The organism is Priestia sp. FSL H7-0729, assembly GCF_038005685.1.
GTDB lineage: Bacteria > Bacillota > Bacilli > Paenibacillales > Paenibacillaceae > Paenibacillus.
Genome location: NZ_JBBOTQ010000001.1, coordinates 86,752 through 110,367 on the forward strand (window position 1 = coordinate 86,752; position 23,616 = coordinate 110,367).

Genomic DNA, 23,616 nt, shown 5'->3' on the forward strand with positions numbered 1-23,616 from the left:
AAATGCCAACCACACGTAAGTCATGGAAGCTGCTGTTATCTTCGGCTTTAGTCATTACATTACTGGCAGGCTGCAGCAGTTCAAACGAAGGTGAAGCGAACAACAATCTCGGAAAAGTCGCTGTGAACAATGAAGGTTTCCCGATTGTTAATGAACCCGTTACTCTGTCTCTTATGGCACCAGATGTAGGCATTCAGAACTGGGAGAACATGGCGGTACTCCAGCAGATGCAGGAGAAGACCGGTATTATGCTGGAATACAAGAACGCACCGAAGGATAGCTTCGAAACGAAGAAAAATCTGGTGCTCGCCAGTGGGGATTACCCGGATATCCTATATGCTGCCGGTTTGACAACTGCAGAGCAGATGAATTACGGAGAGCAGGGTATCCTCATTCCACTGGAGGATCTGATTGAAAAGTATGCTCCGAATTTCAAGGCGCTGTTGGAGGAGAATCCGGATGTCCGCAAATCGATAACTGCACCGGACGGGCATATCTATTCCTTGCCAGTAGTAGAACTTAGTCAGCACTGGTACCGCAATCCGATGTGGTATAACGGGGACTTTCTAAAGGCGCTGAATATCGATAAACTCCCTGAAACGACAGAGGAGCTGTATACGTATCTGAAGCGTGTGAAAGAGGAAGATCCAAACGGCAATGGCATAGCCGATGAAATTCCGATTTCCTCGGTGACAACACCCGCTGCGAACCTCCGCGATATCCGTACATGGCTGCTTGGTGCCTTCGGCATTTATGAAGAAGAAATTTATGTGGATGATGCGGACAAGGTGCATTATACACCACTTGAGGAAGGTTACAAGGAGTATCTAACTTATATGAACCGCCTGTGGTCTGAAGATCTGCTGGATCATGAGAGCTTCTCACAAACAGCGGAGCAAAAGAAGGCCAAAGCACAGAACAATCAAATCGCCCTCTTTTCGGACTGGCATGCCTACATGAGCAAAGGTGGAGAACCTTCGACGGCAGATCCGATGTTTGCACCTGTCCACAGTGAATCAGTTGCTGCCCCAGCGATTGCAAAGAACAGAGGGATTACAAGCGGCGCCTTTGCTATTACACAGAGTAATCCTGCGCCGGAAGCCTCTATGCGCTGGGTGGATTATCTCTATTCCTATGAAGGTGCCATGTTCTTTAACAAAGGTCCAGAGGGCACTCTCTGGGAGTACACAGACAAAGAGAATCGGGTCAAACGTTACTTGCCGGTACCGGACGGTAAGGAAATGGAAGATTATCGGGCAACGCTGACACCTAACTACGGCATTCCAGCTCCAACCCTGTCCATGGATGATATTAATAAGGGGCTGAAGACAGATTTTGACCTCTGGGTAGAAGAGGAGACCAAGCAGAAGCTTCTCGATAAAGGCGCACGGATTCCGTTTCCGACCCTGTTCCTTACTGTGGAAGAGCAGACCGAAATCAGTGGCCTGAATTCTGATTTGAAGACATATGTGAATCAGATGGAGGCGAAATTCATCACTGGAGCGGAGCCGCTTACGGGCTGGGACAATTATGTGGCGACAGTCAAGAAAATGGGCGGAGAGCGTATGGTTGAAATCAATCAGGCTGCCTATGATCGTTGGAAATCCAACTAATCAGGTCCATGCGAAGAAAGTTGCTGTTAAAAATGAGTTATAAGGATACAACGCGTCCCTGAACATTGATGCAGATGCAGGAGGAATAGACATGCAAATTACGAGACATCCGAATAATCCCATTGTTGTGCCGGGAGATTATGAATGGCGTAAGGTTACGGTTTTCAACCCGGCGGTCATCATCGATAACGGCAAATTTTATATGATTGAGCGTACCGCGGGTTCCCTAACTCCATGCAAAAATTATTTGGGTCTGCTAGAAAGTGAAGACGGGGTGAACTTTACCCACGTGAAGGATGAGCCCATCGTGACTCCAGACATGCTGGGATTCCCTTATGGTAGTGTGCAGGACCCGCGGATTGTCAAAATTGACGGAACCTTTTATCTGAACTACGCTCTTCGTCCCTGTGCCATGAATTATTACCCCACCGGGGCAGGCGTCCCCCTTCGCTCTATTCCGGAATATCCGGACGGGTGGGGGGACGAGGCGGGACATTGGCTAACCCGGTCCTCCATTTTGAAATCAGATAATCTGCTGGATTGGGAGTACGTAGCGGACACGACACCTCTTGATATTAATGACCGGGACAACATTCTATTCCCCGAGAAAATAGGTGGCAAATTCGTACTGTTGCGCCGCCCTGAGGAGTATGTAGGAGAAGAATACGGTACGGATAAGGCGGCCATGTGGATTACCTACTCCGAGGATCTCGTGAACTGGGAAGAGCCCAAGCTGCTCGCTACTGCGCAGAACTCGTCCTGGGAATCGCGGAAGATTGGGGGCTCTACGCCCCCGATCCGCACGGACAAGGGCTGGCTGGTACTCTATCATGGCGTCGATGAGGGCATTGTCTACCGTGTGGGGGCCATGCTGCTGGATCTGGAGCAGCCTGAGAAAATCATTGCACGGACGCATCATTTTATTATGGAGCCAGAGATGTATTATGAGAAATTTGGGTTCCAGATCCCAAATGTCATCTTCCCAACCGGAAATGTAGTCAAAGATGGACTGCTCTATATCTATTACGGGGTAACAGATACGGCGATTGCGCTTGCAACTGTTCCACTGGACGAGCTGGTGGAGCACATCCTTCAGGAAGGGCAGTAGCTCCGCCAATTTAAACAGGCCTTTTCGTAGTAGCTCCTCTCAAGGCATGTTCCTTGCGATACTGCCCTGGCGTCAGACCGATTTCTTTTTTGAACTTGCGGATGAAATTTGGCGCATCCATGTAACCGACCTGCTCGATAATTTCTTTGAGCGGTGCGCTAGTGTTCTCCAGCAGCCGCATGACTTCATCTACACGCCGTTGCCAGATATATTGTGAGAAATTGCGGCCCGTCTTCTCTTTAAAGCTCCGGCTTAAATAAGAAGTTGAAATGGCAAACTTAAGTGCCACATGCTCTAGGCTGAGTGTGTAGTCTGCAAACTGTTGATCCACGTAAACCAGAATGTCATCCATTAATGTAGACTCGCTTGTCTTCGTATTCAGCTCCACCTGCGCGCAAATGTCAGCGGCCAGACAGAGCAAACGACTCTCCAGCTCTTCAAGTGTTTCAAAGGAAGTCAATTCCGGCATATTGGCGAACACTTCGTTCATACCAAGCTCGGAGGCGGTGCGTAGAAAAGCATTCAACAGATCGAAACAGATGCAGCGCAGTAGATGAACCTGTAACGGCTCGTTTTTAATCGTTTGAATAGTGTCGGTAATCAGTTGCACGGTTACTGATTCGTTGCCCTGCTTTAGACTCTGCTCCAGTTTCAGCATGGATTTGCGTGGAATCCAGAAGTTCTCGGAAGCAGAAGGGTTCAGCTCTGCAAGCTGCTCGAAATAAGTTACCTGACCGCTGTGCTGTATGATTCGGTGCTCCAGAGCTGTAGCAGCTTCAATGAAGGATTGGTTAAGACGGGCCAAGTCCCTGTATGCCGTGCCGACACCGATACTCAGAGATAGCTGCGAGTGCTCGCGAATTACCGCTTGAATGGCTTCAATCACCTGTTCCAGTTGGTTATGAACTGGCTTCTCCGTATCACCGGGAAGTGAAATAATCAGAGCAAACTGCTCTTTGAACGAGAATTCTACACCGAAAATCTGAGCATGGGTACCTGGAAGACACACATTGCTGAGTATATCTTGCAACAGATGCCGTTCCTGCCAGGACATGTCGTCAGGCAACGTAGCATCCCAAGACAATATAGCCGAGAAATAGAGGCCTTGTCCTTGAGGATGCCGGAATCCGGCGCTCAGAATCATTCGCTCAATCTCCGGATCATCCGGATTGCCGTGCTTGAGTAACAGCAGCATGCACTGATTCCGGACGAAGGGCTCCTGAAAATCAATTTTCGCACTGTAATTGTGTAGGGTCTGTCGTATCCATTCCCATTCATTGCGCAGCTTGGAAGCATCATCGCCGCTGCTTCTCATCTTGTCGATCAAATCCCTGATCGGATGGTACTGCCGTTTGGCTAGCAGCAACGCAGCAGCTATGCCGGTAATGACAGCAATACAAAATACGATCAGGATCAGGGTCTGGACATGGACGACACGGCTGAAGAACTGGAAGCTTGGCATTGTTGTCACATAGGTCCAGCCATTTTCTTCCGATTGAACAGAAACAACGGAGTATTGTTCTCCGTCCATTTTCAAATTATGAATACCGGGCTCAAGTGTAGCCAAGTTCTCAATTTCGTCTTGGGGAAGGTTTATGCCATGGCTGTTCGCGGTCAACACCTCTCCGGAGGGACTGAATATGTAGCTGCTCCCTGAAAAATCACTCAAAATCGAATCCATGACCCCGGTAAGGTTGGATTCTTTCATTAAGTAGACAACGGTCCCATATGGAAACGGATCATTCGGTTTAATGGGCACAAGCATGACGAGCATCGGTTCCATTCGGGAATTAACCTTCACATTCTCAGCGGCACGGACCAGGGGATGCCTGGTTTCATTCAAGTCCTGCTGCAATTCTTCCAGATTCCAATGCTCGAACTGATAGAGGCTACCAAAGGTGACATCAAGATTAGCCAAACCGCGGTGCGAATAGATGTGGGAATCGTTATGGAAGTAGAGAAGCAGATCCTCTGCAATGCTGCTAGCTTTGTAATTCGCCAACGCCTGAATCGCCTCCAAGCTGTAATAAGGGTGATTTACCATATAAGGGGTCAGGTGTTTGTCATAGGCGATTCTCCCCGCTATTTCCTGAAGTTCATTCATCCGGTTATCTATCGTGATCTTCACCTGGTTAAGCTGATTGACATTTGATTGTTCGATTTCTACACGCAAACCTTTGACAGCGTTTTCATATATAAAAATAGTTACACCTGTCAGAGGGATAAGAAATATGAGAATGTAAGAAAAGGCATACTTCAGCAGAAGCCTTGATTTGAAATGATTCCAGCTGAGCCTGAATCTGTGGAGCAAGGATGGCTTAAGTGCCGGATTTGCCATGAAGCAGTCCCTCCCGTGTTAAGATATTCGGATTAAAATCACTGTTCTCTTCTGGATTACACTTGTGCTAGTATAAACATTATAACATTATAATCTTTAGAGTGAAGTAGCTCATCAGGCTTATTTTAAGGATTTGGAAATACAGATTTCATGTCTTGAATCTTTTTTTGTAATTAGTCTGTATAACGGGTTGAAAAAGGAGATGGGATGAGTGGGCACAGAGAATGTGCTGCGCAATTTGCAGTTTGTTGACGGGCGGATCGTGGATATCGCCATTCAGGACGGGATTATCACCGCCATAACACCGCCAGGCCAGGCTGAAGGAGAAAATCTTTTGGATTGTTCAGGGTTATATGCATCCAGTGGGTGGATTGATCTGCATGTACATGCCGTTCAGGAGCTTGATCCCTATGGGGATGATATCGACGAAATTGGTGTAAAGCAGGGGGTAACAACACTTGTAGATGCCGGAAGCTGTGGTGCAGACCGAATTGGAGCTTTCTATACCACAAGACTACAGGCAGCTACACAAGTATATGCTCTGTTGAATATTTCAAGGATTGGTCTCGAACGGACGGATGAACTGTCACATCTGGAATGGATTGACCGAGCCAAGGTCCTGGAGGCGGTAGCGGCTTATCCTGATTTCATTGTTGGTCTGAAAGCCCGCATCAGCGAAAGTGTTGTCAAAGACAGCGGGATACAACCGCTCAAGCTCGCACGCACACTCTCGGAGGAAACGAAACTTCCGCTTATGGTTCACATTGGTTCTGCTCCGCCCGCGATCTCGGATGTGCTGGAGCTACTACAGTCGGGCGATGTAATCACCCATTATCTTAACGGTAAGTCGAACAATCTGTTTCATCCGGATGGCACACCGCTGCAACAATTACTGAATGCGGCTGCTCGGGGAGTTCATCTGGATGTGGGTCATGGCACAGCGAGCTTTTCCTTCCGGATTGCAGAACAGGCCAAGGCTGCAGGCATTGCGCTGAATACAATCAGTACGGACATTTACCGAGGCAACCGTATGAATGGTCCGGTATACAGTATGTCGAATGTGCTGACGAAATTTCTGTACCTCGGCTACAGTCTGGAAGAGGTCATCCGCGCGGTTACAAGAAGTCCAGCGGAGTGGCTCGGTAAGCCGGAGCTCGGGAAGATCAGGGTGGGACAGCCAGCAAACCTGACTTTGTTTTCCCTGGAAGCAGGAGAAAAGCAACTTGAGGACTCGGAAGGAGATGTCCGGGTCACGCAACACTATATTGAGGCGAAAGGAGTTTTTGCTAATGGGTCACTCATTACAGGCTAAGTATGGATTGAAGCGTGTTATTAATGCCAGCGGAAGAATGAGCATCCTTGGCGTTTCCGCACCAACGGATTCAGTCATGGATGCGATGAAACAGGGCGGACAGCAGTACGTGGAAATTGCGGATCTTGTGGACAAATCCGGAGAATATGTTAAACAGTTACTTGGTTCCGAAAGCGCGGTTGTGGTGAACTCCGCATCCAGTGGTATTGCGCTGTCGGTGGCTGCCATTGTGACCGCCGGAGATCCACATCTCAGTCTTCGTTTGCACCAGGAACCGATATTAAAAAATGAAATTATTATACTAAAGGGCCATAATGTGCAATATGGAGCGCCCGTCGAAACGATGATATTCCTTGGCGGCGGTCGGGTAGTGGAAGTCGGATATGCCAATGAAGGCCGTAAGGAACATATTGATCAGGCAATCAATGAACGCACTGCAGCCATTCTTTATGTTAAATCCCATCATGCTGTTCAGAAAAACATGATTTCTGTGGAAGAGGCCTGGGAGGTTGCCCAGCGTAGAGGTGTACCGCTGATTGTTGATGCGGCAGCAGAAGAGGATCTGAATAAATATATCCAATTCTCCGATCTGGCCATTTACAGCGGGTCGAAAGCTATTGAAGGTCCTACTTCCGGCATTGTCGCCGGTAAAATGAAATACGTCGAGTGGCTAAAGGTACAGCTACACGGGATTGGCCGCAGCATGAAGGTTGGCAAAGAGACCATCTTTGGGTTACTTCAAGCTCTAGAGGAATATCAGGACAAAGCGGATAATAGTGAACGAGAGAAGCTGACGCTGGAGGCACTTCAGCCACTTGATAGACTTCCTGGTGTCTCAGTCCGCATCGTGCAGGATGAAGCAGGAAGATCGATTTTCCGAGGACGCGTCCAGATTGATTCATCTCTTGCTGATGTGGATGCGAAGAAAGTGAATGACCAACTACGAGAAGGCGCAATTGCGGTGTATCCCCGAGACTATGGTGTCAAGCAGGGTTATTTTGATATTGATCCAAGGTCGCTGCAAGGGGATGATATGCAGGTCATCGTCAGCAGAATACATGAAATCGTGGGAGGTAAACCGGAATGAGTCATATTCAGCAGTGTCTGTATAAGAATAGGGCCGCAATAAATGTACTGGCTGGAAGTATCGGAAACGCTAAGGATGTGTACCAGGCTGCGGAAGGATATGTACTTGTAGGTGTGCTCTCCAAAAACTATGCTACGTCGGAGAAAGCTGTAGTCGCCATGACTGAATATGGTCAGGCGATTCAAGATGCCGTATCCATCGGACTCGGGGCCGGAGACAGCCGTCAGGCTGCAGTTGTGGCGGAGATTGCCGCGAGCTATCCGGGCAGCCATATCAATCAGGTATTCCCGGCAGTGGGGGCAACCCGTGCCAATCTAGGACCTAAAGACAGTTGGATTAACTGCCTGGTATCTCCATGCGGACAACCAGGCTATGTAAATATATCGACTGGCCCCATCAGTTCAGTAACCGATCCGCAGGCCATTGTTCCGGTTCAAGCCGCCATTGCACTGGTTCGTGACATGGGAGGGAACGCGCTCAAATATTATCCGATGCAGGGGTTGAAGCTCGAAGAGGAGTACCGTGCGGTTGCCAAGGCTTGTGGGGAAGCAGGTTTTGCTCTGGAGCCAACTGGCGGAATCGATCGGGACAACTTTGGACCCATTCTAGAGATTGCACTACAGGCAGGTGTACCTCAGGTTATACCACATGTCTATTCTTCAATTATTGATTCGCAGACCGGGAGTACGAACGTACAGGATGTCCGCAGACTGCTCGAAACAATGAAATCGCTGGTGGACCGGTATGCCTAGGATTGCTGCTTTTGGAGAAGTGATGATGCGGCTCCAGGTTCCGGGCTACGAAACGCTGGTCCAGAGCAGCAGGTTGGAGTATTCTTTTTCCGGCAGTGGGGTGAATGTAACGGCAGCATTAGCCAGATACGGTCATAATGGCGCTCTTATTACGACTTTGCCGGAAACTGCGGTGGGCGAAGCGGCTATCGCTTATCTGCGCAAGCTTGGGGTGGATACCTCTCTTATTAGGCACGGCGGTAGACACCTTGGGATGTACTTTCTGGAAAATGGCTTTGGAGCCCGTCCAGGCAGAGTCACTTACACAGACCGGCTGGGCAGCAGTTTCAATACTGCGGATGCGGCCAATTATGATATGAAAGATCTTGCCTCCCGGCTCGACGTTCTTCATTTGTGTGGCATTACGCTGGCTATGAACGATGGCGTGCGCAAGCAGATGAAACGGCTTGCTGAGGAAGTGAAGTATGCTGGCGGCAAGGTTGTATTTGATTGTAATTATCGTCCTGCGTTATGGGGGACGGATGGCTATATCAGGGCCCGCCCGCATTATGAGGAAATGCTGGGGCTGGCAGATCTGGTGTTAATGAATGAGAAGGATGCGAAGGGTATTCTTGGCATCGATACCGGAGAATATGATAGAATAACACAGATGAAGCACGCGATTCCTGAAGTTGCACAGCGCTTCGGGATCGGAACGGTAGCAGGAACCCACCGTGAGATTAACGCGGACCATACGCATTCCTTGACAGGATATATCTATCATCAAGGTACGTTCGTATTTTCCCGCAAGCTGACATTCCCGGTGTACGACCGGATCGGTGCCGGCGATGTGTTTGCCAGCGCCATCATCCATGGGAAATTGCAGCAATACCCGATGGAACATACGGTTAATATGGCAGTGGCAGCAGCGATGCTGGCCCATACCACCCAAGGCGATACAGCGCTTTTTACCGAGAATGAGGTGCTCCGGGCGCTGTCGGACCATACCTCAGATGTTGAAAGGTAGTGAACATTGAGTGTCTCTCAAGCGCAAGCAAGGTCCTTTATATCAGCAAATCCAAAAAATTCTCAAAGATCGGATTCTACATGGCGTATATCCTCTCGGAAGCACTATCCCCTCTGAACCCCAGCTGGAGAAAGAATTTGGCGTTAGTAAAATGACAGTCCGCGGTGCAGTCCAAGAGCTGTCCCAGGAAGGTTACGTGCAGAAGAAAAGCGGTGTTGGAACGATAGTGATGCGCAATACCTCTCATCAGAAGCTCTCAAAGGGCAAACGGTTTACGGAACTGCTCGTAGAAGAGGGTCATAAGCTGGAAAAGAAAGTTCTGAATTCCCGGTTACTCGCCAATGATATCGGTACGAAGGAGTATGGTCTCTACGGGCCATATTGCCAGCGGATTGAAAGGCTCTACATTCTCAACGGACAACCCTATATTCATCTGATACACTTTTTGGCAGCAGCTGCTTTGCCCGGCGAAGGGAAGGAAGGAATCAATGGAGACATCCAATCGCTATATGACTCACTGGAGGAGAACGACATTTTGCTGGAAAACTTCAAAGACCGTTTCTTTGTAGAGCCGGCATCTCCTGAGACATGCCAACTGCTGAAGATTCCCCCGGGAATGCATGTACTTAAGCGCCTGCGTAACTCCTTCGACGGAGAAGGCAGATTAATTGAGCATAGTATCGGCTGTTATAACACGGAACTTCATCATTATCTGGTTAGTTACGACACTTAAGGCTGATCTCTTTATTTAATTAGAAGGTGAAAATAGATTGCTATAAATTGTATTCATACAAAAGAGGGTCCTGCAATGTTATTACAGGCCCCTTTTTGCGTAAATAACTGTTTATTAATGAAATACCTAGAAATCCCTCAAGCAGTCATATACCTCATATAATTCCACGTGATTAACCTTAATCGAATCTTCTTGATGCAGTTCCATATTCTGATGTGGTCCCGTCCATCCCAATCCCGAAATGGATTGTTCAGGTTCTCCTCAAGCCATACCGGTTTGCGTGCTTTGGTGATCTCCATATCAAGTTCGGCTACATCTTCCGCTCCTTTCGTTCTGCACTAATCGATGCTAAGCTACTTGATATCTAGTATTCTGTAGAAATATGAATAAATGAATTATATCAAAGCTATTCAGAGGCTACCATTTTGGGAAAGAGTCTGACTCGCTTCTATTCACTCTATAAAAAAGGAACGATGTTATGGACACAGGTATGAGTCGCAACAAGATACTGGGTGCGTTTTTGAAATCGCGGAGAAGCCGCATTCAGCCCGAACAAGTCGGATTGTCGGGATCTTATGGACAGCGAAGAACGCCGGGTCTGAGAAGGGAAGAAGTAGCCGTATTGGCTGGTGTCAGTGCAACGTACTACACGTGGCTTGAACAGGGTAGGGAATTCGCGGCTTCACGAGAAGTGATGGAGAGCATAGCGAATGCGCTCCAGTTAACGCTGGAAGAGAAGAATCATTTGTTTGACATATGGGACCCTAATCAGGAACATGAATTCCTTGCTTCGTATTCTCAGCTGGAGCCAGGGTGGCAGAGTATTATTGGTCAGTTGACTCACCCCGCTTTTATTACGAATGAACGTTCCGAGGTACTTGCCTGGAATGAGACTGCCAATACAAACCTGTTCAACTTTACCTCGATGAATGCGAATGAACGTTTAATGATGCGGATTTTATTTTTGGACACATCGCTAAGAGAGCGTATGCACAACTGGGAGGAATTCGCTCGGCACTCGGTAGCGGTTTTCCGTACGTACTATGACAAGTATCCGAGTGACCCCGAATTTGCCAGAATCGTGAAACAATTGAGTGAAGAAAGTGTGGACTTTCGAACGATCTGGAATCTGCACCAAGTCGAAATGAAACAAGTCAATCGCGTCCTGCTTGAAACGACGGATCGGACAGATGGTATTGGATATGCGTACGATATCTTTTCCATGAATAATCTAAACAGCCAATCAGGTATTCATTGTTGTATTTATGTTCCTGTTACCGTTACCGTGTAAAGGTTCACTCATCCTGGTAATTTCTTTACTAGCATAAACAGAGTGTGGTTGGGCTCCCGGGAGTGAAATAGAATGAACTCAAGTTCAAACGTATTTATTTAATGTTTGTATTAGACGTTTCTATTTTAACATGAGAAGAGGGAGCCACATGCTCAAGACAAGAACACTGGGAAATGATCAATTGCGAATATCCGGGCTCGGCCTGGGTGTGATGATGATGCCGGATAATGACGAATCGGTACATACCATTCAGGGTGCATTGGATGCGGGAGTCACCATGTTTGATACGGCAGATCTGTACGGAGAATATGAAAAACAGCGATTTGGAGGGAATGAAAAATTGCTTGGGCGTGCGCTGCAAGGTCGGAGATCGGAGGCTATCGTTGCTACCAAATTTGGTATAACGCACACACAGGGACCCAAGGGAGATCCGGCCTATATCAAAAAGTCAGTAGATGCGAGTCTCTACAACCTGGGGATGGATTATATCGATCTGTATTATCAGCATCGTCCTGATCCCAATACACCGATTGAAGAGACCGTCGGCACGCTTGCTGATCTGGTTCAACAAGGGAAGATACGATATATTGGTTTGTCCGAGGCGCCAGTAGAGATCATTCGGCGTGCACATGCCGTTCATCCGATTACAGCGTTGCAGACGGAATATTCATTGTGGAGTCGAGAACTTGAGGATGAGATTATGCCCGTCCTGCACGAATTAAACATTGGCTTGGTTCCATACAGCCCATTGGGACGTGGCTTCCTGACTGGTCAGATTCGATCTATAGACGATTTGCCGGCAGATGATTATCGTCGTCACTATCCGCGTTTCCAAGGTGAGAACTTTCAGAAGAATCTGGAGGTGGTTGGATTGATCCGAGAGATGGCTGTGCAAAAAGGATGTACGGTGTCTCAACTTGCTCTGGCTTGGTTGCTTGCAAAGGGAGAACATATCGTTCCAATTCCGGGGACCCGCAATCTGGAAAGAGTTCACGAGAACTTAGGAGCGTTACAGGTTTCGCTTACGCATGATGAGATGAAGCAGATAGATCGCATATCATCTCAAGGCATTGCAGCCGGAGGCAGATTCCCTGGTCAAGCCTAGTTCAGTAGTTACATGATTCATAGAAACCTACAGTTCAGGATGAAGAACTCTATATAACATGTGTCAACAGTATTAACTTTCTATTCTCCGGCATACAGTACAACGATGAGATGTATGCTCAAGGAGGAGAAATGATCGTATGATAAATCCGATTTTGCAAGCCCCGAATGTTCCGTTAGCTGCCGATTCCAATGCGGTTGTCAATTATCAGCGGGATTCACGAAACTATGTAACCCAGTTGTTTGGAGAACAGCTGCCGACCATTGCCAATGGTTTCTTTAACGTGTACTTAAGCAAAGGAATTATTGTGCAGCCGCACTGGCACACCAATGTTACGGAGATGATTATCGTCATCACTGGTGAAGTTACGGCGTCAGTCTTCAATCCGTTTACACGTGAACGATTAACCTATCGTCTGAAACCAGGTCAGGTTGTGGTATTCCCGAAAGGCTGGTTTCATTGGTTTGTCGCTGAGACAGATGATGTATATGTGTTAACGATCTTTGATCAACCTACGCCTGATATTGTGTTTGGAGCGGATTTCTTGGCAGCTACACCACCGGAGGTAGCTCATCGCGCGTACTGTTTGGATGAAGAGGCGTATGCCAGAGCCGTTGCGTCCATTAAGAATGATGCCATTCTGGGCCCGCCAATAGGATGTGATACGCAAGTTTCTGATGAATCGACCTCACCGTCCAAGACGTCCGTGTCACCATCCAATAAGCTGAAGTCTTAATTCAAGATGCCTTATTTTCATTATCAAAGTATAGAGCCTGTAACTGGATCATCACAGTTGCAGGTTTTTTGATGTGTGGATGTAATTGTCGAATGGAGTTCAGGGAGGGGATGGCATTATATTAGAAAAAAATTAAAAGGGTTTGAGTCGGTGTGTTATGTTCTCTGGTAGTATAGTATGAACATCCAACGAAAATGGAGGACTCCTTAATGAATATGTCAGAAATGGAAACACTTGAAATTGCAATGAGTTATGCACCTATTTTGATGTTTGACAGAAACGAACCCTTTTATCCGGATTTTGTTGGTGTTTCTGTGTTGCATCAAACCGGGCCTTCACCATCTTTCAGAAGGGACATCGAGTTTCCAAGCGAGGTAGTGAAATATGTGATTGAATATGCAATATGGTGGGATTATGAGATTGGACATTTGTATGAAATGGAGCATGTATGGATCTATGTGGGTCATGACGGAGAGGTTGTAGACTGTGAAGCCAGCTTTCATGGGAAGGTGCTGCGCGGACTGTTGAAGGAACGGGTCAATATGATTGGACATCATGTACTACTGTACTCGCAGCCTGGCAAACATGCTTTCTCACCACTTCCGGTTGTATTTGAATTATTACCTAACCTGTATAGTGCAGCAGGTTCCAAAGCCGGATGTGATGGGCTACTTGTGAATGAGCTGTTTCAAGGTTATTTTGAAACGAATGAACAGATCGATGCTCAGGTAGAGCGTTATCTCCAGACCAAAGCGTTCGTACCTGCCATGGAGTTCGAAGAATATGTATTAAAACCAGAGATGTTTATGACATGGGATAATCTGTTTGGCATTATTCCACACAGGATTAAGGATCGCTTAATAGAACTGGAGCAGTTATATAACACATAAATAATTAGTTTTAAATGGCTTCTGTGTTAAATTAAAGTATACGTTTTTCGCTTCAAAACCAAACTTTATGGATACGGGTTTGGTTTTTTTTATGGGAAAATGGACTCAGTAGGAGGAAGTATTTATTAGACTTAAGTCTTGGAATGTGGAGTAAGTATGGCATAACACATCATTTTTTTACATGGGAAACGATAGACGTTGGACATAAGAACTATACATATTTATATGTAAATATAAGAAGACCATGCCACATGTAAGTTTGTTTGGAGATGTCTGTATGTGTCAATGCAAAGTGTTGAATATACGTATAAGTGTAAGATGGAAAAACAATTTAATAGGTAAAAAGTATAATTTATATTAAAAAGAAGATTCTTTATATCTGAAATAAAAATTCATAATAGTGCAAATTTATAGAAATAAAAATTTTCTATTCAGTTTTAATATATTTATGTCGAAATAGATCGTAAGTTGTCTGGAGCGCGACCTAGAGAAGGGTTTACCAACCAAGCGTTATATACATAACTGGACACTACGATGCCTAGGAGGAGATTACATGAATTGGTTTGGCAATTTGAAAACAGCAACAAAGATTATCTCAGCATTTTTAATTGTGTCGATAATCCTCGCGTCGCTTGGCGTCTACTCGGTAGTAACATTGAGAAGTACGAATGAACGAATGCAAGAGATGTATAACAACAATCTGATCTCGGTTAGAGAACTGTCCTCAGCTCAGGTTGATTATCAGAGATTGCGAGTTAACGTGCGAGATTTGAATTTTGAAACTGCAGCAGCAGAACAGACCAGAGTTACGGAAAATATGGCTACAATTCGTCAATCCATGGAGGAGCGAATTGCTACGTATCGTCCTCTTGCTACTACCCCGGAAGAAACGGAATTGCTTCGTAAGTTAGATACCCAGTATGACAGTTATATGAAACTATTTGATCAAGGCGTCACTATGGCGTTATCAAATGATGATGCAGCTTTCATTACATTCCTCAAATCAACATTAAAACCTCCAGGTGATGAGGTGGTAAAAACACTCTCGGACTTGGTGAACCTTAATGTAACCCTGGCAGAACAGGCTAACACAAAGTCTGAAGAAGCCTATACAACTTCCTTTGCAGTCACCATTGTTATGGTCGTTGCATCCGTACTTTTCAGTATCCTCATTGGATATATCATCTCTCGCTCCATTTCGAAGCCACTCATGGCCATGTTGGGTCTAGCTACGGAAGTTGCCAATGGAAATCTGACCCTTAAGTCAGACATCTCTAGCAAAGACGAAGTGGGTCAACTGGCTGCGGCATTGAATCGCATGGTCGACAACTTGAAAGAGTTAATCAACAATATCGTGATGAACTCTCAAAGTGTTGCCGCTTCTTCGGAACAGATCTCAGCCAGCACACAGGAAATTGCAAGTACGAGCACAAGTCAATCCAGTGAGGCAGGAAATATCTCCGAATTGTTCAAGGAGCTCTCACTTGCCATTAACTCCGTCGCTGTAAGTGCGGAGGAAGCAGCTGAACTGTCCAACGATACGGTGAAAACTGCTCGTGAAGGTGGACTTGTTGTACGAACTTCTTTGGAAGGCATGCAAGCTGTTAATACGAAAATGACCAAACTTGAAGATGATTCCCGTAAAATCGGTGACATCATTGAAGTGATTGACGATATCGCTGAACAGACCAACCTGCTGGCGCTAAATGCTGCTATTGAAGCGGCGCGTGCGGGAGAGCAAGGACGAGGATTCGCTGTAGTTGCAGATGAAGTCCGGAAACTTGCAGAACGAAGCGGTGAGGCGACCAAAGAAATTACTGCCATCATCAAAGCGATGCAGGAAAACACGAGACAGAGTGTACAGGCAGTAGCAGCCAGTGTTGAGCAGTCTTCCATGACTGGACAGGCATTTGATCAGATCATTGATATGGTCAATAACTCCTCGCAGAAAGTAAACGAAATTGCAGCTGCATGTGAGGAAGAGGCGGCTCAAGCGGCGGAGGTCATGAGCTCGGTTGAATCCATCTCGGCGTCCAGTGAGGAATCCGCAGCTGCGTCAGAAGAGACTGCGGCAACCTGCCAGTCTTTGGCACATCTGGCGGAAGAGCTGGCGAATTCAGCAGCTGCCTTCAAAACCCAATAAAACACATTGAATTGAGGGTGAATTGATGTCTTCACTTCAGAAGGAACAATATATTGAGCTGTCTGTAGGTGCAGAGACTTGCGCTATTCGAATCGAAGAAATTCACGAAATTATTAAAATGCTCAGCATTACAGATATACCATTCAGCCGTCCAGAGATCAAAGGGGTAGTTAATTTGCGTGGCAAGGTTGTATGTGTGATGAGCTTGCGCAACCTGCTGGGGATGCCGGATGAACCGGATACCAGAGCAACTCGTATTATCGTAGTTCGGTATCAGGATGAATATATTGGCTTGATCGTGGATCGGGTAAACAAGGTAACCACGTATTCGGAAATACATCCACCAACTGGAGGTTACGGTCGTAACCGTGAAGGGCTCTTCCATGGTGTAGGGCAACAGGAAGACAAGCTTGTGGGCATTTTGAAACTGGACGAAATATTGGGCGGTTAGGGAGGAATACACGAATGATGGATTTGTCTGCCTACCGTGACATCTTTATCGAAGAACTGAATGATCAACTGGAACGTATGGATCAGTCTTTGCTGGCATTGGAGAGTTCACCTACTGTTGAACTGGTCCAAACGCTATTTCGGGCGGCCCATACCATCAAGGGTTCGGCATCCACAATGGATTTTCGAGAATTAAGCGATCTCACGCATGAAGTGGAGTATGCCCTTGAATGGGTCCGGGAGAAAAAACCGGATATGACTTCGGAACTCATTGATACGTTGTTCCGCTCTTTGGATGCCATGAAGGTGCTTCGTGATCAGTACATTCGTGGAGAGGCCTATGGAGACTTTAGAGCAGTCGTACGAGAAATAAAAGATCTAATTCAAACCCCGGCAGTTGTCGGGAAACTTGTTACACCTCAATTGAAACCAGCAGAATCGATTGTTGCACAGGTAGCTATTGTGTCAGGCAAGCAGTTATTGTCCATTCACATTGTGCTGGAGCAGAAGTGTATGATGAAAGCGGCAAGATATCATATTTTGCGACAGCGCATTGAGGACATATGTGGTACGGTTGTTGCAACTTCTCTCATGGAGAGCCAACCGGGCGTGCAGAATGAAGATGAGCAGTATGGTCAGTTCCTCTTCATCGTGGCTACATCAAAGGACCCACAGCAACTTAAGGCAGAGTTGTCTGCAGACTCAGATATTCATGTGCTGGAGATAGATCCGTATATGTTGGAATCCAATGAGGTTGCAGCGACTTCTGCGCCGGCTGAATTCATCTCTGAAACAGAGCAAAAGAAACCAAGTGTGACGAATATGGGTACATCTGGCCCGGAAGAGAAAGTGAAAGCTGCTCAGCCTACAGTTCGTGTAAGTGTTGAGCGACTGGACCATTTGATGAACCTGGTTGGTGAGCTGCTAATTGATCAGACATCCCTTGCAGATCTGAGTGGATCGGGTGCGCGTAAAGAGCCTTCCTCACTCATTCAGAATATTAGTGGTGTATCCGATCATATGGGCAGGGTTATCAAGGAACTCCAAGAAGGTGTAATGAAGACACGGATGTTACCCATTGATCAACTATTCAGTCGTTTCCCGAGATTGGTTCGTGACCTTTCGCAAAAGCTGGGTAAAGACCTGGAACTGGTTATTCAAGGTGGAGAGACCGAGCTTGACCGGATGATTATTGAGGAATTGAGTGACCCGCTGATCCACCTCATCCGTAACAGTGCTGATCATGGTGTTGAAAGTGTAGAGGTTCGTGCGGCAAACGGTAAGCCGGCCAAAGGACGTATTACCTTAACTTCATTTCATGAAGAAAATCATGTCGTCATTCGGTATTCGGATGATGGTAAAGGGATCGATGGAGAGAAGATCAAAGCTTCCGCCTTGGGCAAAGGCATTATTAGTGAGGAACAGGCTGCACGCCTAACAACACAGGAGGCTGTACACCTTATATTTGAGCCCGGTTTCTCTACAGCTTCTTCTGTAAGCGAAGTATCAGGACGTGGCGTTGGAATGGACATCGTGCGTAGTCAGATCGGACGGCTCAACGGTATCATTGATATTGATACAGAGGTTGGTGTTGGAACCACGTTTACAATTCGTCTGCCGCTCACTTTAGCTATTATTAAAGGTCTGTTAGTCAAAGTATCGGGTCGTGTTCTGATCTTGCCGATGTACAATGTGGCCGAGATCGTTCGAATTTCACCTGAAGATATTCAGATGATCCAAGGGCAACAAGCAATCCTGAATCATGGTCGAATTGTACCTTTTCACAGACTGTGTGATAAATTGAACTATTCACGAACAGATCGCACATCCAAAACCATTCCACTGGTGATTGTGCGTTCCGTCGACAAAATTGCAGCATATGCAGTAGATGAGATCATAGGAAATCAGGAAGTCGTTATTAAGACGCTCGGTACGTATCTGGGTGCGATGAACCATCTTTCTGGTGCAACGATTCTGGGTAATGGTAAAGTAGCCCTTATTTTGGACGCGTCCTATTTGGTCAGTCACTAACCATTAGATAAACTTTATGCAGGCCAAAGAGCCTCATCATCCATAACAGGATGGTGGGGCTCTTTGTTGTACCTTGTAACCACTCAGGATTTGAAAATGAGATCCATGAAGCGATTAGCAGCCAGAGAAATTGGCATATTGCGCTTGGTCATGATTCCGACATGGGAAGGGGGGAGCGGGACATCAAGCTGAATTTCGAAGAGTGAACCTTCTTCCAGCTCTTTGGAGATAAATTCTCGTGTGACATAGGAAATGCCCAGTCCTCGACGCGCAAACTCAATCAACAGATCAACGCTACCGACCTCAATCTCAGGCTTCAACGTGTAATTATAGCTGTTAAACAACTCAGTTATAGCCATCCGAACCCGGCTGTTCCGGGAAAAGAGGATCAGTTGATGCTCCAGAAGCATCTCAAGTGTCATGACCTTGCCCTTTAACTGAGCATAACGTTCTCCAGCTACAAAACAGTCTTTCAACTGAATGCTTTCTCTGACTTCGAGCTGTGGATCAACAATGGGCATCCGAACAACACCAAGATCGATCTTGCCTTCTTTGAGAAAGGTGATGACTTCCGGCGTGGTTCCGTGACTCAAATGCAGCTTGATATTAGGGTATAAGGTGTGGAATTCCTCTAAATATGCCAGCATGTAATGCTTGAACAGGGAGTCACTGCCACCAATCCGGAGTTCACCATTGTCGAGATTCTTCAGTGCGGCCATTTTTTCTTCCGCAAGTGAGATCAGAATCTGGGATTGTTCAATATAGGAGTACAGACTGGCACCTTCTTGTGTCAACGCTACACCCTTGGAATTTCGATAAAACAAGGTGAGACCAAAGCTCTCTTCCAATTGCTTGATGGCATGACTGACGCTGGGTTGAGTGATATACAGTGCTTTCGCAGCTTGCGTCAGACTGCCTGTTTTGGCGGCCCAATAAAAGACTTTATATAGTTCATAATTTGTTGTCATAGATGTTGTCTATAGCTCCTGTGAAATATATTAATTACTTGTATGGCTACAAAACGTATTATAGTGTAACTACAACAAAGAAACCAGAGTTACTTGGAAGGAGAACGGTAAGATGGAACCAACTACCATTGTTTTATTTGGTGCTACTGGCGATTTAGCCAAAAGAAAAATATATCCTGCCTTATATAACTTATATCTTGAGCAGAAGCTTCCGGAAACCTTCTCATTGATTGGTCTGGGGCGCAGAGAGTGGTCTGATGAATTCTTTCAGGCACAAGTGGAAAAATCATTAAATGAATTTTCCAGACGCCAAGCTGATCCTGAAGTTGTGAAGTCATTTGTGAAAGCTTTCCGTTACAGTGTATTGAATATAAGCCATAAGGAAGATTATATAAAGCTGTTGGGATTAGTTGAACAAAGAGAAGCTGAGCTGAGCATTCCGTCCAATCGCTTGTTTTATCTCTCGGTTGGTCCGGAATTTTTCGAACCGATTGCCGAGAACATTCAAGAAAGTGGGTTGGGTTCCACAGAGGGCTGGAAACGCCTCGTCATCGAGAAGCCATTTGGTCACGACCTGCAGTCCGCCAGAGATCTTAATCGCAAATTAAGCGAATCGTTCACGGAGGAAGAGATTTATCGGATTGACCATTATTTGGGCAAACCGATGGTACAGCGTCTAGAGACGTTGCACCAGAGTAACCCAATCATGAAGGCGTTGTGGAACAACCGTTACATCTCCAATGTGCAAATTACGGCGAATGAGACTGTAGGTGTCGAAGAACGTGCATCCTATTATGATCATGTAGGTGCAGTTCGAGACATGTTCCAGAATCATATGTTGCAACTGCTTATGATGATGGCGATTCAGCTTCCATACAACAGTTCTTCTGAAAAGGTTGGATTGAAGAAAAAGCACATTATGGAATCGATCCAGCCGTTACAAAAACAAACTGTGGGCGCAAACATCATCCGTGGACAGTATGCAGAAGGCAGCATTCAAGGTAAACCAGTCAATGCTTATGCTGCTGAACCGGGTGTAGCCGAGAATACGATGAATGACACATTCATTGCTGCCAAATTGCAAATTGATGATTTCTTCTGGCGCGGTGTTCCGTTTTACATTCGTACGGGTAAAAGAATGAAGGAGAAATCAACACGTATCGTGATTGAATTCAAAGAACCTTCAGGACAGACAAATGTGCTGAAAAACAAAGGTTCCAAGCCAAACCTGCTCGTTATTGAGATGAGTCCGGATCAGAGTATGACATTGCAACTGAATGCAAGTGATCCTGAGAATAAAGGTGAATTCAAACCGGTTCATATCGATCTTTCTCCGGATAAAGGTGACCTTGCGGAAGCTTACGAGAATCTGATTCGTGATGCTTTGCTGGGTGATCCAACATTCTTTGCCCATTGGGATGAAGTAGAATTGTCATGGGCGTGGGTGCAACCCATTCTGGACGCATTCCAGGAAAACCTTTTGCCACTTCACCTGTATCCTGCAGGTAGCTATGGTCCGGCTGAATCAGATGTTATGCTTGAAGAAGATGGTCACCACTGGTGGTTTGATGAGCCGGCGGATCAGGAGTCTGTAGTTACAAATAGCATACCCTTGGCGGTTAATGCGAATCTCTAAACCATAAAAAAAATTATATCTGGAGGTAATTAAATCATGAAATTTTTTATCGATACAGCTAACGTGGAAGACATCCAAAAAGCATACAAAATCGGCGTATTGTCCGGTGTAACAACAAACCCATCTTTGGTAGCCAAAGAAGGCGTGAAATTCGAAGATCGTATTGAAGAAATCTTGCGTTTGGTACCTGAAGTGGAGTCCGTATCTGCGGAAGTGACACCAGATGCCCTTACTGCCGAAGATATGATTGCACAAGCAAACGAATTGATCAAAATTAACAACAGCGACAAAAACATTACGATCAAATTGCCAATGACACTTGCAGGACTTGAAGCTTGCCGTTACTTGACCAAAAAAGGCGTGAAAACCAACGTAACGTTGATCTTCACGGTGAATCAGGCGCTTCTGGCTGCTCGTGCTGGTGCGACATATGTATCTCCATTCCTGGGACGTCTTGATGATATCTCTGAGGATGGTGTGCAATTGGTTACCAAAATTGCTGAATTGTTCCGTACACATAACCTGGATGCACAGATTATTGCGGCTTCTGTAAGACATCCGGATCACGTTACACGTGTAGCAATGGCGGGAGCTCATATCGCGACTGTTCCATTCTCCGTTATTGAACAAATCTCCAAACATCCACTGACAGATCAAGGTATGGACAAATTTGCAGCGGACTGGAAAAAAACAGTACAATAATCACTGAACATTTATTCGTTTCATCTTACAATAGAATCATATAAATCATGGAGCATTGGGAGGACATAATGAGTAAACAACAGATTGGTGTTATAGGATTGGCAGTAATGGGTAAAAACCTGGCTTTGAATATTGAAAGTAAAGGGTTCTCGGTATCAGTATTTAACCGTTCCCCTGAGAAAACCCATGATCTGCTGAAAGAAGCAGAGGGTAAAAACCTCACAGGTGCGTTCACTATTGAAGAATTCGTGGAATCCTTGGAGTCTCCGCGTAAAATTTTGATCATGGTACAAGCAGGTAAAGCAACAGATGCAACGATCGAACAACTGCTTCCTCATCTGGATCAAGGCGACATTATTATCGATGGAGGTAATGCTTACTTCCCTGACACACAACGTCGCAGCAAGGAACTGGAAGAAAAAGGTTTCCGCTTCATCGGTGCAGGTGTATCCGGTGGTGAAGAAGGCGCACTGAAAGGACCGGCAATCATGCCAGGTGGTCAGGAAAGTGCTTATCAACTCGTAGAACCGATCCTTACAGCAATCTCGGCCAAAGTGGGCGATGATGCATGTAGCACATATATTGGACCAGACGGTGCCGGACACTATGTAAAAATGGTGCATAACGGTATCGAGTACGGAGATATGCAGTTGATTGGTGAAGCTTACCACCTGCTCAAATCTGTATTGAACGTTTCCGTTGAAGAGTTGCATGAGATCTTCACCGAGTGGAACCAAGGGGAGCTGGACAGCTACCTGATCGAAATCACGGCAGATATCTTCTCCAAATACGATCCAGAAACAGGAAAACCAATGGTTGACGTTATTCTGGATGCGGCTGGACAAAAAGGAACAGGTAAATGGACAAGCCAAAGTGCGCTGGATCTCGGCGTTCCATTGTCCATGATTACAGAATCCGTATTCTCCCGTTTCCTGTCTGCCATGAAAGACGAGCGTGTAGCAGCTAGCAAAATCCTGAGTGGACCAGCAACTGAAGCATTCTCTGGCGACAAAAAAGCGTTCATCGAGAACGTGCGTAAAGCATTGTTTGCAAGTAAAATCGTATCCTATGCACAAGGATTTGCACAAATGCGTGCAGCTTCTGACGAGTATGGCTGGGATCTGAAATACGGCAACATTGCCATGATCTTCCGTGGCGGATGTATCATCCGTTCGCAATTCCTGCAAAACATCAAAGAAGCTTATGATAAGGACGCAGCTTTGAAAAACCTGCTCCTGGATCCTTACTTCCAAAACATCGTTGAGTCTTATCAAGGTGCATGGCGTGAAGTTATAGCGGCTGCTGTAAAACAGGGTATTCCGGTACCAGGATTCTCCAGCGCTCTTTCTTACTACGACAGCTACCGTACAGAGCGTTTGCCAGCAAACTTGCTGCAAGCACAACGTGACTACTTCGGTGCTCACACTTTCAAACGTGTGGACAAAGAAGGTTCATTCCACTTCCAGTGGATGGACACGAACGAGTAATATTCGTTTCGAATATATAGCATCCTTGCAGTCGATCATGAATTCAACTTCATGGCGCCTGCAAGGGTGCTTTTTCTCGTTAATGGTTCGAATTTGAATATCATCAAATTGTAATAAAATGTACGAATCTGGGTTCAGCAAACAGATGATCTGACTCTTCAACTACGTTATACTTGTTCAGACGGAATTACATCCGTGATGAAAATTCAGAATACAACTTATTGACGT

At 46.1% G+C, this 23,616-nt stretch carries 19 protein-coding genes; 17 read left to right on the forward strand and 2 right to left on the reverse strand.

What is annotated here, in order from left to right; genetic code table 11:
- Nucleotides 1-2 precede the first annotated feature (2 nt).
- Both MHH93_RS00395 and MHH93_RS00400 read left to right on the forward strand, forming a co-directional pair.
- A complete protein-coding gene (locus MHH93_RS00395) occupies nucleotides 3-1,613 on the forward strand; it encodes an extracellular solute-binding protein (RefSeq protein WP_500052095.1) in 1,611 nt (536 codons plus the stop codon).
- A gap of 91 nt (nucleotides 1,614-1,704) precedes the next feature.
- Nucleotides 1,705-2,721 carry a glycoside hydrolase family 130 protein gene (locus MHH93_RS00400; RefSeq protein ID WP_500052096.1) on the forward strand — a complete coding sequence of 339 codons (1,017 nt, stop codon included), beginning with the start codon at nucleotides 1,705-1,707 and terminating at the stop codon, nucleotides 2,719-2,721.
- Between the two features lie 10 nt (nucleotides 2,722-2,731).
- Here MHH93_RS00400 and MHH93_RS00405 read toward each other — a convergent pair whose 3' ends face one another.
- The gene (locus tag MHH93_RS00405) at nucleotides 2,732-5,059 is read right to left on the reverse strand and encodes a helix-turn-helix domain-containing protein (protein WP_500052097.1); all 2,328 of its coding nucleotides are present in this window, start codon (nucleotides 5,057-5,059) and stop codon (nucleotides 2,732-2,734) included.
- Between the two features lie 211 nt (nucleotides 5,060-5,270).
- On the opposite strand from MHH93_RS00405, the gene MHH93_RS00410 reads away from it, so the two are divergent.
- The 12 genes from MHH93_RS00410 (at nucleotide 5,271) to MHH93_RS00465 (ending at nucleotide 18,595) form a co-directional block, all read left to right on the forward strand.
- Nucleotides 5,271-6,371: an amidohydrolase/deacetylase family metallohydrolase gene (locus tag MHH93_RS00410; RefSeq protein WP_500052098.1), complete on the forward strand. Its 1,101-nt coding sequence runs from the start codon at nucleotides 5,271-5,273 to the stop codon at nucleotides 6,369-6,371.
- The gene (locus tag MHH93_RS00415) at nucleotides 6,349-7,458 is read left to right on the forward strand and encodes a DgaE family pyridoxal phosphate-dependent ammonia lyase (protein WP_500052099.1); all 1,110 of its coding nucleotides are present in this window, start codon (nucleotides 6,349-6,351) and stop codon (nucleotides 7,456-7,458) included. The genes MHH93_RS00410 and MHH93_RS00415 overlap by 23 nt, the downstream gene beginning before the upstream one ends.
- Nucleotides 7,455-8,210, forward strand: a complete 756-nt coding sequence (gene dagF, locus MHH93_RS00420; protein WP_500052100.1) for a 2-dehydro-3-deoxy-phosphogluconate aldolase — start codon at nucleotides 7,455-7,457, stop codon at nucleotides 8,208-8,210. The genes MHH93_RS00415 and dagF overlap by 4 nt, the downstream gene beginning before the upstream one ends.
- The gene (locus MHH93_RS00425) at nucleotides 8,203-9,216 is read left to right on the forward strand and encodes a sugar kinase (protein WP_500052101.1); all 1,014 of its coding nucleotides are present in this window, start codon (nucleotides 8,203-8,205) and stop codon (nucleotides 9,214-9,216) included. Before dagF ends, MHH93_RS00425 begins: the two co-directional genes overlap by 8 nt.
- 10 nt (nucleotides 9,217-9,226) lie before the next feature.
- The gene (locus tag MHH93_RS00430; protein ID WP_500052102.1) at nucleotides 9,227-9,949 is read left to right on the forward strand and encodes a GntR family transcriptional regulator; all 723 of its coding nucleotides are present in this window, start codon (nucleotides 9,227-9,229) and stop codon (nucleotides 9,947-9,949) included.
- A 478-nt stretch (nucleotides 9,950-10,427) separates the two neighbouring features.
- Nucleotides 10,428-11,240: a helix-turn-helix transcriptional regulator gene (locus tag MHH93_RS00435; protein ID WP_500052103.1), complete on the forward strand. Its 813-nt coding sequence runs from the start codon at nucleotides 10,428-10,430 to the stop codon at nucleotides 11,238-11,240.
- A 148-nt stretch (nucleotides 11,241-11,388) separates the two neighbouring features.
- A complete protein-coding gene (locus tag MHH93_RS00440; RefSeq protein WP_500052104.1) occupies nucleotides 11,389-12,345 on the forward strand; it encodes an aldo/keto reductase in 957 nt (318 codons plus the stop codon).
- Nucleotides 12,346-12,484: 139 nt separating this feature from the next.
- Nucleotides 12,485-13,081 carry a cupin domain-containing protein gene (locus MHH93_RS00445; RefSeq protein WP_500052105.1) on the forward strand — a complete coding sequence of 199 codons (597 nt, stop codon included), beginning with the start codon at nucleotides 12,485-12,487 and terminating at the stop codon, nucleotides 13,079-13,081.
- A 209-nt stretch (nucleotides 13,082-13,290) separates the two neighbouring features.
- Nucleotides 13,291-13,971 (forward strand): hypothetical protein, encoded by a 681-nt coding sequence (locus MHH93_RS00450; protein WP_500052106.1) that lies wholly within the window; start codon nucleotides 13,291-13,293, stop codon nucleotides 13,969-13,971.
- A 553-nt stretch (nucleotides 13,972-14,524) separates the two neighbouring features.
- Nucleotides 14,525-16,114, forward strand: a complete 1,590-nt coding sequence (locus MHH93_RS00455; protein ID WP_500052107.1) for a methyl-accepting chemotaxis protein — start codon at nucleotides 14,525-14,527, stop codon at nucleotides 16,112-16,114.
- A 25-nt stretch (nucleotides 16,115-16,139) separates the two neighbouring features.
- Complete coding sequence (locus MHH93_RS00460; RefSeq protein ID WP_264927214.1) at nucleotides 16,140-16,565, forward strand: chemotaxis protein CheW; 426 nt, start codon at nucleotides 16,140-16,142, stop codon at nucleotides 16,563-16,565.
- Nucleotides 16,566-16,579: 14 nt separating this feature from the next.
- A complete protein-coding gene (locus MHH93_RS00465; RefSeq protein WP_500052110.1) occupies nucleotides 16,580-18,595 on the forward strand; it encodes a chemotaxis protein CheW in 2,016 nt (671 codons plus the stop codon).
- Between the two features lie 83 nt (nucleotides 18,596-18,678).
- Here MHH93_RS00465 and MHH93_RS00470 read toward each other — a convergent pair whose 3' ends face one another.
- Complete coding sequence (locus tag MHH93_RS00470) at nucleotides 18,679-19,563, reverse strand: LysR family transcriptional regulator (RefSeq protein WP_036672843.1); 885 nt, start codon at nucleotides 19,561-19,563, stop codon at nucleotides 18,679-18,681.
- Nucleotides 19,564-19,675: 112 nt separating this feature from the next.
- Here MHH93_RS00470 and zwf point away from each other — a divergent pair, with 112 nt between their 5' ends.
- The 3 genes from zwf (at nucleotide 19,676) to gnd (ending at nucleotide 23,388) form a co-directional block, all read left to right on the forward strand.
- Complete coding sequence (gene zwf, locus MHH93_RS00475) at nucleotides 19,676-21,199, forward strand: glucose-6-phosphate dehydrogenase (RefSeq protein ID WP_500052117.1); 1,524 nt, start codon at nucleotides 19,676-19,678, stop codon at nucleotides 21,197-21,199.
- 36 nt (nucleotides 21,200-21,235) lie between these two features.
- Entirely contained in the window at nucleotides 21,236-21,901 is a 666-nt protein-coding gene (gene fsa, locus MHH93_RS00480; protein ID WP_091020607.1) for a fructose-6-phosphate aldolase, read from the forward strand.
- Nucleotides 21,902-21,969: 68 nt separating this feature from the next.
- Nucleotides 21,970-23,388, forward strand: a complete 1,419-nt coding sequence (gene gnd, locus MHH93_RS00485) for an NADP-dependent phosphogluconate dehydrogenase (RefSeq protein ID WP_339255977.1) — start codon at nucleotides 21,970-21,972, stop codon at nucleotides 23,386-23,388.
- The last annotated feature ends 228 nt before the right edge of the window (nucleotides 23,389-23,616 follow it).